Source organism: Dactylosporangium sp. NPDC050588, from assembly GCF_040654975.1.
GTDB lineage: Bacteria > Actinomycetota > Actinomycetes > Mycobacteriales > Micromonosporaceae > Dactylosporangium > Dactylosporangium maewongense.
In genome coordinates, this window is the sequence record NZ_JBFAJA010000092.1 from 37598 (window position 1) to 55031 (window position 17434).

A 17434-nucleotide genomic window follows, 5' to 3' on the forward strand; every position below is an offset into this window, starting at 1 on the left:
CGGGAGATGATCTAGATGCGGCGGGGCAACCGGCTCACTTCACCAGGAGGTCCATCCGCCGTCGACCACCACGCTCTGGCCGGTGACGAACGAGGACGCGGGTGCCGTCAGGAACAGCAGCGCCGAGCGCAGTTCCCGGTCGCCGCCGAGCCGGCCCATCGGTGTGCCGGCGTTGAGCGCGGCGATCACCTCGGGCTGCAACGCGTCGTCGTTGGCGGGGCTCGGGAACATGCCGGGACACAGCGCGTTGACGGTCACCCCGGTGCTGGCGACCTGGACGGCGAGAAACTTGGTGAGCCCGATCAGCGCGTGCTTGCTGGCGAAGTACGAGGCGATGTCGAGGCCGATGCCCGGGTACCGCCCGGGATCCCCGGCGACGATGCCGTAGATCGACGCGACGTTGACGACCCGCCCCCAGCCGCGGTCGACCATGCCCGGCACCAGGCGCTGGAACAGCCAGAACGGCGACTCGACGTTGAGCGTCATGATGCGCCGCCACTCGGCCGACTCCACCTGCGGCCAGGGCGCGCGGTGCGCGAGGCCGGCGTTGTTGACGAGGATGTCGACGTCCCCGGCGGCCGTGACGAGCGAGTCCACATCGGACGGTACGGTCACGTCGGCACGCACCGCGGTGACGTCGCCGCGGTCGGCGAGTTCGGCGGCGGTGCGCTCCAGCGGCTCGGGGCGTCGCCCGCAGATCACCACGGCCGCGCCGGCGTCCAGCAGCGCCTCGGTCATCTGCCGGCCCAGGCCGTCGCCGCCGCCGGTGACCAGGGCGCGCCGCCCGGTGAGGTCGAAGTCGGCAAGGGTCCTGTCGGTCATCGGGCGGTCTCCTCAACGGGGGTGTCGACGTCTTCGAGCCCGGCCATGAGGTGCAGCAACCGGGTGTGGGTGATCGCGGCGACCGCGCCGTCGTACACGACCTCGCCCAGGCGCAGGACCACGATCCGGTCGGCGACGGCGAACACGGTACGGATGTCGTGGCTGATGAGGATGACGCCGGCGCCGTTCTCCGCGGCCTGCCGGGCGATCCGCAGCACGTTGCGGGTCTGGGTGACGCCGAGCGCGGCGGTCGGCTCGTCCAGGATGACCAGTTTGACGTCCTCCTTCATGGCGCGCGCGATGGAGACCGACTGCCGCTGGCCGCCGGAGAGCCGCCCGACCGAGCGATTCATGTCGGTGAGCGTGATACCGAGCGACGCCAGCCGGGTCCTGGCCCGGGCCACGGCGGCGGCGTCGTCGCGGACCGGGATGAAGCCGAACATCCGCCGGACCGGTTCGTCGCCGAGGATCAGGTTGTGCGCGATGCCGAGGTTGGGGCAGACCGCGAGGTCCTGGTGCACGGTTTCGATGCCGCTGTGCCGCGCGTCGGCGGGGCCGTTGAAGTCCACTGTGGACCCGGCCATCTCGATCCGGCCGGAGTCGGGTTTGTAGACCCCGGAGATGAGCTTGATGAGGGTGGACTTGCCGGCGCCGTTGTCGCCGACGATGCAGACGACCTCGCCCGAGCGCACCGAGAAGGTGCCGTTGCGCAGCGCGAAGACCGAGCCGAACCGGCGGGACAGCCCGGATGCCGCGAGGACCACCGCGCCGGGCGATCTGGTCCGCTCAATGCCCAGGCCGTATTCGTCGGCCGCGGCGCCCGGTGGTCCGGCGTCGGCCGCCCCGCCGGTGTCGACCGGGTCGGGGGCGTCCTGGCGGGCCTTGCGGGCCCGGCGGTGCTCCGCGATCTGGTCGGCGCCGAGGGCCAGCAGCAGCACCAGGCCCTTGCTGATCTGCTGCCACCAGTCCTCGAGCCCGGCGAAGATGAGGCCGGAGCCCAGGATGCCGATGGTGGCGACACCGGCGAACACCCCGGCCGGGTGGCCGCTGCCGCCGGCGAAGCCGACTCCGCCGAGGATCACCGCGGTGAGGACGTCGAGCTCGAAGGACGTGCCGATCTGTGGCGTGCCGCTGCCGAGCCGGGCCGTGGTGAGCACCGCGACCACCCCCATGAGCAGGCCGTTGACCACGTAGAGACGCACGACGATCCAGTCGACGTTGACGCCGTTGAGCCGCGCGGCCTGCGCGTTGCCGCCGATCGCGAACAGGCGCAGCCCGGTGCGGGTCCGCAGCAGCCAGAAGCCTCCGATGACGAACAGCACCGCGGCGATGATGACCGGTAGCGGGACCGTGTTGATCCGGGCACGGCCGAGGAAGATGAACGCCTCGCTGAACCCGAAGACGGACTTTCCGCTGCCGACCAGGTAGGCCATGCCCTTGAACACCGCCATCGTGCCCAGCGTCACGATGAGCGGTGAGATCTTCATGTACCGCACGAGGATCCCGTTGATCAGGCCCAGCAGCAGGCCGCTGACCAACCCTGCGACGACCGCGATCGCCGCGTTGCCGGTGTCCCGCGCGAACAGCGCGGTGACCACCGAGATCAGCGCGTACTGCCCGCCGATCGACAGGTCGACATTGCCGGACACGAGCAGGAACATCGCACCGATCGCGGCGATCGCGATCGAGCTGACGTTCATCAGGATCGTCAGTCCGTTGGAGACGGTGAAGAAGTTGTCGTACGAGATGCCGAAGTAGGCCACGAGCACGACGCAGAGCAGGCCGAGCCCGAGGCGGCGGCTCGACTCGCCCGGTGAGAGGTACCGCGTGGGCCGGCCCGAACGGAAGTCGAGCCGGCGGCTGCGAAGCGAGGTAGACGACAACGTTCGGCCCTTTCAGGCGGCGTAGTTGATGAACTGGTCGCGCTCCTGGTAGCGGATCGAGCCCAGCATCGTGAAGTACGTGCTGGCGTTCTTCCACGTCTCGGCGACGGCTTTCATGTCGGCCTGGTACTTGTCGATCGCGGTGCCGGAGTTGAGCTCGATCGCGTTGAACTGCATGACCTGCGGGATCGGCTTGCCGTCCAGCCAGTCTGCGGCGAACTGCCCCCACGCGTACCCCATGAGCGGGTAGGCGAAGGCGAAGCTGGCCTTGTAGGCACCGCCCTTGCGGATCTCGGCGAGCGCCTGCTCGTCGCCGTCGATGCCGGACAGGTACATGTCCGGCTTGGCCTTGCCGGCGGCTGCGAGCGCGGACAGCGCACCGAGGCAGTAGGTGTCGCCGCCGAGGATCACGTTGACGTCCGGATGCTGCTGCAGGATGGTGTTCATCGCCTTGAAGCCGCCGTCCTGGGTGATGGCGGACGGCTGGATGTCGGAGACGATCTCGGCGCCGGCACCGGCGGTCTTCAAGCCCTCCAGCACACCCCGGTGACGCTCCTTGAGCACCTCGATGGTGTCGGTGTTGAAGTAGACGACCTTCGCCTTGCCGCCGAGCTTCTCGGTGATGTACTTCGCCGCCGCCATGCCCTGGGCGTTGCCGACCTTGTACTGGTCGGCGACAGCCTGCGAGGTGCTCGGCGGCGTCACCAGGGACAGCACCGCCGCGCCGGCCTCGATCGCGCGCTTCATCAGCGGCGCCTGGGCGTTGGCGTCCAGCGGCTGGATGCACAGCGCACCGATGCCGCGCTGCAGGAACGTCTCGATCTGCTCGACGTTCTTCGCCGAGTCGTCGTTGGCGATCGCGGTCACGAACTCCAGGCCGCGTTCCTTGGCGGCCTGCTCGATGGCGCGGGTGATCTGGAGGAAGAACTCGGCGTCGGAGGTGTTGGCCCAGGCGATCCGCTTGGGAATGCCGGGTTTCGTGCCGGCGGCGCCGCCGAACGCGAACGGCGCCAGGGTCTGTTTGGTGGTCAGGCCGTTGCCGACAGGCTTGGTGCCGCCGCTGGCGCCGCTGTCGCTGGTCGATCCGCTGTCCACGGAACACGCGGACAGCGGCACGCCGAGAGCAAGTCCGGCTCCGGCGAACACGCTGAGTCTCAGAAGGTCACGCCGGTCCATGCGCGCCCGGCCGAACGGATTCTCACGCATTGCCACTCCCCATAGTCGATTCCGCTATGCGGACTACGAGTCTGCTATACGGAATAGGGTGGGACGCTGCCATCGATCTGTCAATGGCCGCATGGTCTCTGACCTGCATCGAAACAGCGCCCCGGTCCGCATTGCGGACTCAACCCCGGCTGACCTACCCACGTCGACTCGGGTAGGTCAGCCGACGCGGGCGACCGCCTCGATCTCCACCGGGCAGCCGAGCGGGAGGCTCGCCACGCCGATCGCCGAGCGGGCGTGCGCGCCGTCCGGCCCGAGCACCTCGGCCAGCAGCTCGGAAGCGCCGTCGGCCACCGCGGGATGCCGGGTGAACGCCCCGGTCGCGGCAACGTAAACGGTGAGCCGCACCAGCCGGACCCCGGACAGGCCACCGAAGGCGCGGTCCAGCGCGGCGAGCAGGTTGACGGCGCACTGCCTGGCGCATGCGGCACCGGTGGCCTCGTCCACCTCGGCGCCGAGCCGGCCGGTCGCGACCAGGGTGCCGTCGGCGCCGAACGGGACCTGCCCGGAGACGAAGGCCAACCCGTCCACCACCGCCACCGGGCGGAACCACGGCGGCGGCGCCGCCGGGGGGCAGGGGCGCGGTTCGACGGCCGCGAGCCGCTCGTCAGGGCTCATGAAGACCTCCTATGTGGACAGTGCCGCGGTCACGGTGGCTTCCCAGGCGCGGTCGCGCTCCAGCGGATACAGCGGCGCCGGACGGGTGTGATAGCTGAGCTGGCCCAGGTCGGCGGGGCAGTAGCCGGGCGTGCGGACGTAGACGGTCTGCGCCGCGTAGCCGGCGAACGCGGCCTTCCACGCGATCGCGCCCTTGGCCACGATCGCCCGGGCCCGCTGGGGCGCGAGGTCCAGCGCCCGCAGATGGTCGTCATCGAAGGGCACCACCCGGTGCTCGGTCAGCACCAGGGCGCCGATCCGGTCCAGCAGCACCGCGACGCGGCCCATCTCGACGCGCTGTCCGCGCATGTACGAGCCGGTGCGCACGTACGACACGGCACCGTAGCGGCGCACCGGGCCGGCCGCCCGATACGGCTCACCCATCAGCGGATCACTGCGCCCACCGATCGGCAGGGCCAGCTCGCCCGCGTCCACGGCGTGGATGGCGTCCACCGCGGCCGGGTCCCACAGCACCGCCACGGCGCCGGTGACGTGCGCGGCGGCGAGGGCGTGCAGCAGCGCGGTGCCGTCGCCGGGTGAGCCGCCGCCGACGTTGTCCGCCACGTCGACCAGCACGGTGGGGCCGGGTCCACGAAGCGCCACGGCGGCGGCCTTCTCCGGGGACTCCAGCCGCGCGGTGAACGCGGCACGGTGGTCCCACACGTGGGCGGCGAGTTCCCGGGCCCGGGCCGCGGCGTGGTCGTCGGCCGCGACGTAGACGCTGAAGCCGAGCCGGTCGCTCTGCGCGTAGGCGAACCCGGGCAGCGCGCTGGCCGTCCAGACGCCGGGCGCGGCGCAGAGCTCCGTGACCGCCGCCATGACGCCGCGCATCGGCTCCGCGGCGTCCTCCTGCGCCGGCGGCACGCTGAGCAGCGGCAGCTTGACCAGTTGCCGGTCGGGGCGGCGGCCCAGGCGCAGCGCGCGCATGATGAGATCGGTCGCCTCCGCGCCGCGCTCGGCCATGTCGGTGTGCGGGTAGGTGCGGTACCCGACCAGGAAGTCGGCCAGCCGCGGCAGGTCCGCGCCGACGTTGGCGTGGTAGTCCAGCGTGACGCCGATCGGCACCGGGCCGAGCACCGTGCGCAGTGCGCCGACGAGCTCGGCCTCCGGATCCGGGTGCCCGTCGACGACCATCGCGCCGTGCAGCGAGAGCACCAGAGCATCCAGGGGTGCCGCCGCGCGGGCCCGCTCGAGCAGGATCCGCAGCATCGTCTCGTATGCGCCGCGCTCGACGGTGCCGGAGGGCAGCGCGGCGCCGAAGAGCAGCCCGACCGGGCGGGCCCGGTGCCGTTCGACGGCCTCGATCGCCCCACCCAGCTCAGTGCCGGTGCCGTGCAGCTGCGCGAGCAGCTCGGCACCTTCGAAAAGCTGATACCGGCGGAAATCCGCCAATGTTGTTGGTTCGGGCACGAACGTGTTTGTTTCCTGCCAGATCCCTCCGAGGCCGATCCGCAAGATCCTCACCTCCGTCGGTACGATAACCGAAATCCCGTCCCGCATTGCGGACCGAACGGTGGATCATCGAGGACCGCTCGGCGGGTGGCAGGACCGTTCCGCCATCCGTACACTCCGTCCTGATTGCGGAACAGATCCCCGGAGACGGAGCGCCGCTGTGCCGAACGAACGCAAATCCGACGAGGTCGGCGTCCTGGTCAAGGCCCTCGAGATCCTCGACCGGCTCGCCAGTGACGCCCCCTGCACCGTTGTGCAGCTGTGCCAGCACACCGGCGTGACGAAGCCCGCGGCGTACCGCATCCTCAAGACCCTCGACCAGCGCGGCTACGTGGTGCGCGACGAGGCCCGCCGGGAGTACTCGCTCGGGCCGGCGCTCTACGGGCTCAGCCGCGCCGCGCGCAACTCCACCGACCTGGTCCGCCACGCACGCCCGGCGATGCAGCGACTCAACGACGAGTTCGGCGAGACGGTGAACCTCGGCGTCGTCAGCCATGGCGCCGTCGTCTACCTCGACACGATCGAAAGCGCGCAGCGGCTGCGCAGTACCGTGCAGATCGCCTTGCGCGACAACCTGCACTCCACCGCGCTCGGCAAGTCCATCCTGGCCGTCCTGCCCGAGCGGCAGGCGCTCGCCCAGCTCGACGAGGGCACCTGGAAGCCGCTCACCCCGAACACCACCATGTCGGTCGAGGACCTCCTGACGCAGCTCGCGCGGTACCGGCGCGACGGCTACGCGCTCGACGACGAGGAGAATGAGGTCGGCTCGCGCTGTGTCGCCGCCGCGATCCTGGACAGCGCCGGGCGACCGGTCGCCTCGATCAGCATCTCCGCGCCCACCGCGCGGATGGACGACGACAAGGTCGGCGTGGTCGGCCGGCGCCTCGTCGAGGTGTGCCGCGAGCTCGGCGCAGCGCTCGGCTGAGCATGCCCACCATGGATCTCTTCCTGCGCAACGCCGACGTGTTCGACGGCACGGGTGCGCCACCCCTGCGCCGCGACGTCGGGATCGCCGGCGGCCGCATCGTCGCCGTCACACCGCCCGGACCCGGCATCGACGCCGGCTCCGTGCTCGACCTGGACGGACTCGCGCTAGCCCCGGGTTTCGTCGACATCCACACCCACTCCGACGTCAGCCTCCTGCACGACCCCGGCGGCGACAGCAAAGCGCTGCAAGGCGTCACCACCGAGGTCGTCGGCAACTGCGGCTACTCCGCCTTCCCGGTCCACCCCGAGCGGCACGACGACCTGACCGACCACCTTGCCCGCCTCGGCGACGCACCCACGCCGATCCGCTGGGACGGCTACGACTCGTATGCCCGGGCCATGTCCGCCGCCCATCCCGCGCTCAACGTGGCCATGCTGACGGGGCACAGCGCGCTGCGCATCGCGGCGATGCGCAACCCCTACCGGCCGGCGACCCCCGCCGAGATCGCCGACATGGCGCGCCTGCTCGACGAGGCCCTCGCGGCGGGTGCGTTCGGCCTCTCCACCGGACTCACCCACACGCCCTCGGCGCTCGGCGACGCCGCCGAGATCGGTGCCCTGATCGAGGTCTGCGCGCGGCACGACGCCCTCTACGCCACCCACGCGCGCGCGGTCGCCGGCGGCGAGCTCGACGCGATCGACGAGGCCATCGACACGACCCGGCGGGCCGGCGGCCGGCTGCAGTTCTCGCACCTCGCGCTCAACGACCCGGCCCGATGGGGGCACGCCGACCGTGCGCTGGAGCGCTTCGACGCGGCCGCCGCCGCCGGGCTCGACGTCGCCTTCGACGTGTATCCGTACGACGCGTCCTCCTCTGCGATGGTGCAGTACCTCCCGGAGTGGACCCAGGCCGGCGGCCCGGCCGAACTGCGCGGACACCACCGTGAACCCGCCTGGCGGGAGCGCGCACTGGCCGACATCCGCACCGGATTCTTCGGCGGCATCCCGTGGCACTGGGACCGCATCGTGGTCACCGCCGCCGGACACCGCGACGACCTGCCCGGCCGCTCCGTGCAGGACATCGCCGCGCGGTGGGACCAGGCGCCGGAGGAGGTCCTGCTCGACCTGTGCGCCGAGCTGGGCAGCGCCGTCCAGGTCGTCCTGCACTACCGCACGGAGGCCGACATGACCCGGTTCCTCGCCCACCCGCTGGCCATCGTCGGCTCCGACGGCAACGCCCAGCCGCTGCGCGAGCAGCCCGACCGGCCACATCCCCGCGCGTTCGGCACGTTCCCCCGCGTGCTCGGCCGCTATGTCCGCGACCGGCCCGTGCTCGGCCTCGGCGAGGCCGTGCGCAAGATGACCTCCGCACCGGCCGACCGGCTCCACCTGACCGGCCGCGGCCGGGTCGCGCTGGGCCACGCCGCGGACCTCGTGGTGTTCGACCCGGCCACCGTCGCCGACCGGGCCACCTTCGCCCAGCCGCGGCAGGCGCCGGCCGGCGTCCTGCACACCATCGTCAACGGCCGGTTCGTCGTGCGCGACGGCGCCGTCACCGGCGCCCGTCCCGGCCGGGTGCTGCGCCATGGTCGCTGAAACCACTGTTGTCGAAAAAGGTCTGCCGGACGGCGACCCGATCGGCCGCAACCTCTTCACCGACGCGTTCCCGTTGCCCGCCGCGGTGGTGCTGCGCAAGGCCCTGGAACACAACCTCGCCACGATGCGCCGCTTCTGCCGCGAGCACGGCGTCACGCTGGCCCCGCACGGCAAGACCACCATGTTCGAGCCCATCGTCCGCCGCCAGCTCGGTGACGGCGCATGGGCGATGACCGCCGCCACCGCCTGGCAGGCCACCGCGCTCGCCGCCATGGGCGCCCGGCGCATCCTGCTCGCCAACCAGGTCGTCGACCCCGGCTCGCTGCGGCTCCTCGACGACCTCCTGCGCCGCCCGTACCTCGAGCTCCACGCCTTCGTCGACTCCCCCGCCGCCCTCGACGCACTCGTGCGCGGCATCGCACCCGACAACCGCGACCGGCTGAGGGTGCTCGTCGAGCTCGGCGTCCCCGGCGGACGCACGGGCATCCGCGGCGACACCGAGGCGATCGCGCTCGCCCGCGCCGTCGCCGCGGGGCCGCTCGACCTCGCCGGCGTCGCCGCGTTCGAGGGCATCATCGACGGCCCAGACCTCGCCGACACGCTCGCCCGGGTCGACCATCTGCTGCACCGCGTCGCCGCGGTGGCCCGGACCGTCCACGACGAACGGCTGGCGTCGGTGCCCGAGCCCATCGTCACCGTCGGCGGCAGCGCCTACTTCGACCGGGCCGTCGCGGTGCTCAAGCCTGCGCTGGACGGCATGCCGTACACCATCGTGCTCCGCAGTGGTTGCTACGCCACCCACGACGCGGGCGTCTGCCACGAACTTTCCCCGTTCGGCGCCCGGCCGCGCGCGCCGTATCAGCTCCGGGACGCGCTGCAGATCTGGGCGCCGGTCCTGTCCCGCCCGGAGCCGACCCTGGCGATCGCCGGGCTGGGCAAGCGCGACGCCTCGGCCGACGCCGGCCTCCCCATCGCGCGACTGCTCCACAACACCGCCACCGGCACCACGACGGCCCCGGCGATCACCGTCACAGCCGTCAACGACCAGCATGCCTACCTGTCGATCCCCGCGGACAGCGGGCTCGCGGTCGGTGACGTCATCGGCTTCGGCATCTCCCACCCGTGCACGACCTTCGACAAATGGCGGGCGATCCCGGTCGTCGACGACGACCACACCGTCGTCGAGGTCGGCCGGACCTACTTCTGACGTGGCCGGACGGCGTCGGGGCGATCGTCGGGAATCGAACCCGAACCACCAGGGCCACAACTTGACATGCACATCCGGTACACCGCCGGCCTGGCTCTCACGCCATCGACCGACGCGCGGATCGCATCACCAGGGAGTGAACGTGTCGCAACGGGGTAGGGCTGTCCTCCGGACCACGCAGGAGGTGCGCCGACATGGCCAGCTACCCCGCAGCGGAGAGCCCTCGTAGCGCCACCGTCACCGTGCGTTGGTCGGTCCTCGGTCCGGCACTCGTCGCCGCGCTGGGTGGCTTTCTGTTCGGGTACGACACCGGCGTCATCTCCGCCGCCCTGCTGTACCTCACGGCGGCGTTCGGCCTGTCGAGCACGCTGCAGGAGGTGGTCGTCGCCGCGCTGTTGCTCGGCGCGATCGGCGGCGTGCTCGGCGGCGGGCCGCTCGTCGACCGCTTCGGCCGGCGGCGACTGCTCATCGTCTCCGCCTCCGTGTTCTGCATCGGTGCGCTCGCGTCGGCGTTCACCCCGAACCCGGGGGTACTCATCGCCGCCCGGTTCGTGCTCGGCCTGGCGATCGGCACGTCGTCGCTGGTGGTGCCCACGTACATCGCCGAGATGGCACCCCGGCAGGCGCGCGGGCGCCTGGTGTCGCTGCAGCAGCTGATGATCACCGTCGGCATCTTCGTGTCGTACCTCGTCGGCTTCGCGTTCTCCGGGGTGGACCAGGGCTGGCGCTGGATGCTCGGGCTTGCCGTCGTACCGGCCGCGGTGATGCTGCTCGGCCTGCTCGGCCTGGCCGAGAGCCCGCGCTGGCTGCTGTCGCGGGGCCGCGACGACGAGGCACGGGCCGTCATGCTGCGCTCCCGCCGACCGCGCGAGGCCGACGAGGAACTGGCCGAGATCCGCGAGATCAGCGCGGCGGAGCGCGACATGTCGATCCGCGATGTGTTCGGCCGCCAGCTGCGTCCGGCCGTGTTGCTCGGCGTCGCCGTCGCCGCGACGAACCAGCTCGTCGGCGTCAACGCGATCATCTACTACACACCGACCCTGCTCACCCGGGCCGGGTTCGGTGACGCCGCGGCGCTGCTGTCCACCGTCGGTATCGGGCTGGTCAACATGCTCGTCACGATCGTGGCGCTGCTCGTCATCGACCGGGTCGGCCGGCGCCCGCTGCTGCTCGGCGGCACCGCGATCGTCGTGGTCAGCCTGGTCGTGCTCGGCATCCTGTACTTGCTCCCGAGCCAGACCGGCATCACCGGGGCCGTCCTGGTGGCCGTGCTGTGCGTGTACATTGCCGCGTTCGCCGGGAGCCTCGGCCTCGGCATCTGGCTCATCAACAGCGAGATCTTCCCGACCGCAGTGCGCGGCAAGGCGGCCGGCGTCGGCACCGTCACCCACTGGACCCTCGACTTCCTCATCTCGCTGACCGTGCTCACGGCGATCGGTGCGCTGAGCGCCACCGGGCTGTTCTGGCTCTACGCCTTCTTCGGCGTGCTGGGCATCCTGTACCTGTTCCGCAACCTGCCGGAGACCAAGGGCCGCAGCCTGGAGGACATCGAACGGACCCTGCGCCGCCGCGCCGGGGCGGTCTCCTGACGCCGGCGCCAGTAGGCGACGGCGGCCCACAGGGCATGCCACTCGTCATCCGCGTCGAACATCGGCGGCAGGAGCGGCGCCAACTCGCTGCCCGCCGGCCCGACCTCGGCGAGCACCTCCAACGCCCGGTGCATGTCGAGGCCGGCGCGCAGTGCCACCAGCAGGCCGTCGAGGTCGCCGGTGATCCGCCAGATCGCGCGGGCGGCGTTGACCCGGACAACGGCATCCGGATGTTCCCGCAGCGCGGTCAGCTCGGGCAACGCTTCGCGGGCCGCGGGACCGAGGTCGCCGACGAGCAGGCTGGTCGCGTGAGGGTGCGACGAGGCCTGACGACGAAGCACCGGCAGCAGCTTGTCGACCGGCGCGGCCACCCGCCCGGCCGCGATGATCAGCTCGCTGCGGACGTCGCCCGGCTCGACGCGCTCGATCGCGTCGACGATCACGTCGCGGGTGGCGACCGCCCAGGGTCCGAGAACGCCGATGGCCTCGAGCAGCCCGCCGATGTGCAGAGGCTCGCCGTCGCCTGGCGCGGCGGACAGGCGCCGCGCGATGTGGGCGTCGGCGCGCGGGTCCTGGAGGCGGCTGAGCGCGGTCAACGGCCACGTCTCGTGTTCGACGGTTGTCCACAGCTCGTCGGCAACAGCGGCGGCGGCGCGTCCGGCACAGTGCAGGTACGACCTGGCCCACTTGCGCACTTCGTCGCACGGATCGGACAGCGCGCGGCCCAGTTCTGGAACCAGCCGGGCGGCCGCCGGACGCCACGTCTGCATCGGTATGACGGCCGCATGAGCGGCGAATCCGCGGACCGCGTCGTCGGGGTGCCGCAACCACGCCGTGAGCAGGTCCACCTGCAGCTTCCAGTGGGCGTCCAGGCGGTTGACCACCCAGATCAGCGTTTCCTCCCGGTACCTGCCCATCGGCACCTCGGGGAATGTCTCGATGGATGCGGCGGCATCGACCTCGATGAGCTTCACCAGGGCCTCGGTCGGCGCCTCCCGGCCGTCCGCCGGTGACGCGGCCGCAGCGACGACGACGGCCGCGACCAGCCTGGGCACGGCCTCCGAGTCGCTCAGGCATTCCTCGACAGTTTCACCGACGGTACCGAGCGCGAAGATCGCGGTAGCCCGAACGACCTCGTCGTCGGATCTGGCGGCGTGCCACAGGGCCTCGGTCGTGCCGCGGTCGAGGCTCGCCGCGCCCGTCTTGTGCGCGTCACGTCTCGCGAGACCGATGATCCGGGCTGCGGCGGCACGCGCTTTCGCGTCCGGATGGTCGGCCAGCAGTCGCGTGTAGGTGGGTAGCGCTTCGGCGACGGCCGCGTGGGCGGCGGCGACCCACGATCGCTCGGTCTCCCTTCGCGCCCTCGCCTCGGCCGTGTCCCGCTGCGAGCGTGGGACCCCGTAATGCCCGTAGCGGTCCGCGAAGGATCCTCCGCCGGCGATCAGCGACAACAGGCGCAGAACGCCTGGGGCGTCGGCGTCGGGCGCATCCGCGATCCGCACGAGAAACGGCACGGCGAACGCCGCAGCCTCGTACACGATCTCCTCGAAGTCGACGATGGTGGAGAGGAGGTCGAGCAGGGCGGGGTCGTCGCCGGCGGCGAGGTCGCGCAGCAATTCGGGAACATCGTCCGCCGAGCCCGTCGCGGTGGGTCAGCGCCGACCAGTCCACCGTGTCGAGATCATCGAGCATGCCAGGCACCCTAGTGTCGTGTGATCCCGGTGTCGTTTACTTCGAGTTGTTGTGGACAAGTTGCGCTGGACGTTGGTTGGTGCAGCGCGAAGGGTGCCCAGGCGATCTTTGTGGTGAATCGGTGTGCTCCGGTACATCGGCGGCGGTGCGGCGGGTACGCGTTCCGAATCATCAGGGCGCTGTAGCGCCAGGTGCCGAGCGCTCCGCACGAGGAGGAATGCCATGGTCGCTGTCGGTTTCGTGGGCCTTGGGGACATGGGTTCTCGCATGGTTCCCCATCTGTTGCGCGCCAACCACCGGGTGAGTGTCTTCGACGTCGTGCCGGGGCGGATCGATGCGATGACGGCGCTGGGAGCTGTCGGAGCTGACAGCCCGGCGGCAGCAGCCCGTGATGCTGATGTGGTGATCAGTGCCGTGATGTCCGCCGACATACCGGGGGCACATCTGGGGGAGGGTGGCATTCTCGCCGGAATGCGACCCGGAGCAGCCTTGGCCGTCCTGTCGACCACGACTCCGGCCATGCTGCAGTCGCTCGCATCGCAGATGCCGGCAGGCGTTCACCTCGTCGACGCTCCGCTCATCGGTGGCGTGCGGTACGCCTCGGAAGCCGCGCTGACCGTGCTGCTGGCGGGCTCCGACGATGCGACGGCCTTGGCCGAGCCGATCCTGGACGCTTTTGGGCAGGTCGTTCGTGTCGGGCCGCTCGGATCAGGCGTGGCTTACAAACTCATCACCAATGTGGTCGTCATGGCTGCCGAGGCGGGGCTGCGTGAAGCCCTCGACCTGGCTGATGTTCTGGGTGCTTCGTACCAGACCACGCTCGATCTGCTGGCCCGCGGTCCGATGGCGGCGGTGGTGAAACGTGCGTTGGATCGCGACAATCCGCGTGCCCTTCGCGACTCTGCCGTCGACTTCGATGTGCTGCTGGCTGCCGGCGGAGAAGACAACCTGCCGATCTCGGCGGCCGGGCGTCGCCGTCTCTGGGCCGCTACGGAAGCCACTTCTCCGCCGCCCGTTTTCGTAGATCTGACCTCCCACGCCACAGCCCTTCCCAGGTTCCGCAACGAGCCAGGACGAGGACAAGCAGGCGAACCGGGTCTGCACGGCGAATAGGATTGCCGCCGTCTCCACTTTCCCCGCTGCGGGTCCCAAGTGCGGATCCGACACGGTGCAGGAGCGCCCGCCCGGTCGGGACCCCGGCGCCGCGCGGCTTCCGGGCCGCGCCGGGGTCCGGGTCCGTCAGGCCGTGTCCGCCTGGGCGCCCGGCCGCCCGTTCTCCACCACGAAGCTGGCCCGGGTGGAGACCGGCGCCCCCGACTGGGTCACGAACGGCACGATCCGGTAGTCGGTGCGCATCTGGTCGTGGGTGAGCAGGCAGCGCACGTATCCGCGGCGTGCGTTGTAGAACTTCATGTGCGGGTTGCTGGCGAGCCACTCGGTGCCACGCGTGTCCAGGTCGGACCCGTCGCCGCCGGAGGTGATCGACGTGCCGAGGAACTCGACCCCGACGGTGCGCGAGGAGATGACCCGCAGCGCAATGACACGCACCCATCCAGATGCCACCGAACGCGGACAGTGACCGACTCATGGGCCGTCGATGCCGGCCCGCCGGGCCCGATCGTCCACGGCGGGTCGTGCCAAGTCGGTCATTTGAGTGTCCTTTACTCATGTGCCCGGATCGGAGCACCTCGATCCTGATCCTGTCGGTGACCGCTCGCCCGCGCGGTGTCGCGGGGGCGGTCGACTCCGCCGTGCAGGAGGCACCATGCTCCGTCGACCCCTGTTCGTCCTGTTCACGATCGTCGTGGTGCTCGCGGCCGCGGCTCCCGCACGGGCCCGGCCGCCGGCCGATCCGCTCGCCGGATCGGCCCTGGCCGGCTGCGGCACGCGGCAGACGCCGTCGGTGGTCAGCGCCAGCACGTACGAGGACATCAACCCACCCGCCCACGCCGTCGACGGGAATCCGGACACCCGCTGGTCCGGCTACGGCTTCGGCGCCTACCTCCAGCTCGAACTGCCCGCCCGGGCCACCCTGTGCGCGGTGCAGGTGGCGTGGTTCCGCGGTGACGAGCGCTGGAACGACTACACCGTCTACACGTCCGCGGACGGCACGACATTCCGCAACGTCAACGCGGGCCGCAGCACCGGCACCACGCGGGCGATGGAGACCTACGCGTTCACCCCGCACGAGGCGCGCTTCGTCCGGATCGCCTTCTGGCAGAACGCCGAGCAGCACCTGTGGGCCAGCATCAGCGAGGCCGCGGTCCTCGGTGTCGACGCCACGGGCGGCACGCAGACCGTCGTGGCGGTCGGTGACATCTCGCAGACGTGCGTGGCCGCCGACTGCCCGACCGCCCGTACGGCGGCGCTGACCGGGCAGATCGACCCGGCGCGCATCCTCGGGCTGGGCGACCAGCAGAACGGCAACGACACCTACGAGGACTTCCTGCGGTACTTCGACAAGACGTGGGGGCCGTTGAAGGGACGGTTCCACCCCACGCCCGGCAACCACGAGTACGAGGTCACCGGCGCCGACGGCTACTTCCGCTACTTCGGTCCGGCGGCGAAGCCCCAGGGAGCCAGCTGGTACAGCTTCGACCTCGGCAACTGGCACATCGTGTCGCTCAACTCCGAGTACGACCGCAACGAGGGCGGCGCCCAGCTGGCCTGGCTGCGGGCCGACCTGGCCGCGACCACCAAGCCATGCGTCGCCGCCTACTGGCACCGGCCGAAGTTCAGCTCCGGCAGCGGCCACGGCAACTTCCCCAACGTGAAGCCGTTCTGGGACGCGCTGTACGCCGCCGGCGCCGACCTGGTCCTCAACGGCCACGACCACGACTACGAGCGGTTCGCGCCGCAGCGCCCCGACGGCGTCGCGTCCCCGGCCGGCATCCGCGAGTTCGTCGTCGGCACCGGCGGCGCGGGCCTGCGCCCGTTCGGCACCACCGTCGCCAACAGCGAGCGGCGCATCGCCGGCACCCACGGCGTCCTGCGCCTCGAACTCGGCACGAACGACTACGCGTGGCGGTTCGTCGACATCGACGGCACCACGCGCGATCAGGGTGGCCCGGTCGCCTGCCACTGAGCCGCCCGACACCTTCGACAGCGAACACCCACAGAGGAGGTACCCCCGATGACATCACGATGGCGGCCGCTGCTGGCGCTGCTGGCGTGCGGTCTGGCCACGGCCGGACTGGCGCTGGTGTCGCCCGCGACCCCGGCCCAGGCCGACCCGGCCGGCGTGTTCGAGACGCTCAACTTCGAGGATCCGGCCGACCGCACTGTGCCCCCGCCCGGCTGGATCAAGCAGGCCGCCCGCACCGATTCGATCCAGATCGTCAGCGACGTGAAGCGCGACGGCGGATACGCCGCCAAGTTCGACCTCAAGAAGGACGACGCGATCGTCTCCAACGGTAAACGCTCCGAGCTGACCCAGCCCGACAGCCAGCCGGCCAACGCCGAGCGGTGGTACGGGTTCAGCATCTACCTGCCCACCTCGTGGGTGTACGACCGATCGGCGGAGATCGTCAGCCAGTGGCACCAGTGCGACGCGACCCGGTGCGGCGGCGGCTCCCCGCCGCTGGCGCTGATGACCGAGAAGGGCCGGTGGATGCTCGACATGCCGCTGCGCTCGCAGAAAGTGGACCTCGACGCCTACAGCACGGGCACCTGGACCGACTGGGTGTTCCACGTCGTCTGGCGCACCGACGGAGGCGGGCTGCTGGAGGTGTGGCGCAACGGCGTGTACAAGTTCGGCTTCCAGGGCCGCACGCACGCCGACTCGCAGGGCTCGCCGTACTTCAAGTTCGGCATCTACAAGTGGGACTGGAAACCCGGCAGCACGAACCCGTCGGACACCACGCAGCGGACCATGTACTACGACGCGCTGCGCCTCGGCGACCAGCGCGCCACGTTCGCCGACGTCGACCCGGCCCGCTCCGGCGGTGGCCCCTGCAACCGCGCGCAGCCGGTGGCGGGGGTGTCGGCCAGCACCTATGAGGCCATCAACCCGCCGCAGAACGCGGTCGACGGCAACCTGACGACGCGCTGGTCGGGTTCCGGTTTCGGGGCGTTCCTGACGGTCGATCTGGGTGCTCAGCGGAGCATCTGTGGTGCCGGGGTGGCGTGGCATCGTGGTGACGTGCGGTGGAACGACTACACGATCTACACGTCGGTCGACAACGTGACCTACGTGAAGGCGTGGGAGGGCCGCAGCAGCGGCAAGACGTTGCAGCCCGAGGTCACCACGTTCCCGGCCCGGCAGGCCCGCTACGTGAAGTACGCGTGGTGGAACAACGCCGAGGGCAACGGCTGGGCCAGCATCACCGAGGCGACCGCGCTCAGCCAGTGACGCGGCGGGCCGGCGGCGGGTGAGGCCCGCCGCC

At 71.1% G+C, this 17434-nt stretch carries 13 protein-coding genes; 7 read left to right on the top strand and 6 right to left on the bottom strand.

The window, feature by feature from the left end:
- Nucleotides 1-39: 39 nt before the first annotated feature.
- From AB0I21_RS46315 to AB0I21_RS46335, 5 genes are all read right to left on the bottom strand, one after another.
- Entirely contained in the window at nt 40-822 is a 783-nt protein-coding gene (locus AB0I21_RS46315) for an SDR family NAD(P)-dependent oxidoreductase (protein WP_360570660.1), read from the bottom strand.
- On the bottom strand, nt 819-2705 hold the full coding sequence (locus AB0I21_RS46320) for an ATP-binding cassette domain-containing protein (RefSeq protein ID WP_360570662.1): 1887 nt from the start codon (nt 2703-2705) through the stop codon (nt 819-821). The genes AB0I21_RS46315 and AB0I21_RS46320 overlap by 4 nt, the downstream gene beginning before the upstream one ends.
- A 12-nt stretch (nt 2706-2717) precedes the next feature.
- Nucleotides 2718-3911, bottom strand: coding sequence for a sugar ABC transporter substrate-binding protein (locus AB0I21_RS46325; protein WP_360570664.1), 1194 nt, complete (start codon nt 3909-3911; stop codon nt 2718-2720).
- A gap of 177 nt (nt 3912-4088) precedes the next feature.
- The gene (locus AB0I21_RS46330) at nt 4089-4547 is read right to left on the bottom strand and encodes a RidA family protein (protein ID WP_360570666.1); all 459 of its coding nucleotides are present in this window, start codon (nt 4545-4547) and stop codon (nt 4089-4091) included.
- Between the two features lie 9 nt (nt 4548-4556).
- Nucleotides 4557-6050, bottom strand: a complete 1494-nt coding sequence (locus AB0I21_RS46335) for a M81 family metallopeptidase (RefSeq protein WP_360570668.1) — start codon at nt 6048-6050, stop codon at nt 4557-4559.
- 148 nt (nt 6051-6198) lie between these two features.
- Between AB0I21_RS46335 and AB0I21_RS46340 the strand changes: the two genes are divergently transcribed.
- From AB0I21_RS46340 to AB0I21_RS46360, 5 genes are all read left to right on the top strand, one after another.
- Nucleotides 6199-6963 carry an IclR family transcriptional regulator gene (locus AB0I21_RS46340; protein ID WP_360570670.1) on the top strand — a complete coding sequence of 255 codons (765 nt, stop codon included), beginning with the start codon at nt 6199-6201 and terminating at the stop codon, nt 6961-6963.
- 11 nt (nt 6964-6974) lie between these two features.
- Nucleotides 6975-8561 (top strand): D-aminoacylase, encoded by a 1587-nt coding sequence (locus tag AB0I21_RS46345; RefSeq protein ID WP_360570672.1) that lies wholly within the window; start codon nt 6975-6977, stop codon nt 8559-8561.
- The gene (locus AB0I21_RS46350; RefSeq protein WP_360570674.1) at nt 8551-9768 is read left to right on the top strand and encodes an alanine racemase; all 1218 of its coding nucleotides are present in this window, start codon (nt 8551-8553) and stop codon (nt 9766-9768) included. Before AB0I21_RS46345 ends, AB0I21_RS46350 begins: the two co-directional genes overlap by 11 nt.
- Before the next feature lie 194 nt (nt 9769-9962).
- Nucleotides 9963-11357 carry a sugar porter family MFS transporter gene (locus tag AB0I21_RS46355; RefSeq protein WP_360570676.1) on the top strand — a complete coding sequence of 465 codons (1395 nt, stop codon included), beginning with the start codon at nt 9963-9965 and terminating at the stop codon, nt 11355-11357.
- Between the two features lie 1914 nt (nt 11358-13271).
- Complete coding sequence (locus tag AB0I21_RS46360) at nt 13272-14162, top strand: NAD(P)-binding domain-containing protein (RefSeq protein ID WP_360570678.1); 891 nt, start codon at nt 13272-13274, stop codon at nt 14160-14162.
- 126 nt (nt 14163-14288) lie between these two features.
- Here the strand turns inward: AB0I21_RS46360 and AB0I21_RS46365 are convergent, their stop codons facing one another.
- Nucleotides 14289-14597, bottom strand: a complete 309-nt coding sequence (locus tag AB0I21_RS46365; protein ID WP_360570680.1) for an alkaline phosphatase D family protein — start codon at nt 14595-14597, stop codon at nt 14289-14291.
- Nucleotides 14598-14814: 217 nt separating this feature from the next.
- Between AB0I21_RS46365 and AB0I21_RS46370 the strand changes: the two genes are divergently transcribed.
- Nucleotides 14815-16134, top strand: coding sequence for a discoidin domain-containing protein (locus AB0I21_RS46370; protein WP_360570681.1), 1320 nt, complete (start codon nt 14815-14817; stop codon nt 16132-16134).
- A 48-nt stretch (nt 16135-16182) separates the two neighbouring features.
- The gene (locus AB0I21_RS46375) at nt 16183-17400 is read left to right on the top strand and encodes a heparin lyase I family protein (RefSeq protein WP_360570683.1); all 1218 of its coding nucleotides are present in this window, start codon (nt 16183-16185) and stop codon (nt 17398-17400) included.
- Nucleotides 17401-17434 lie beyond the last annotated feature (34 nt).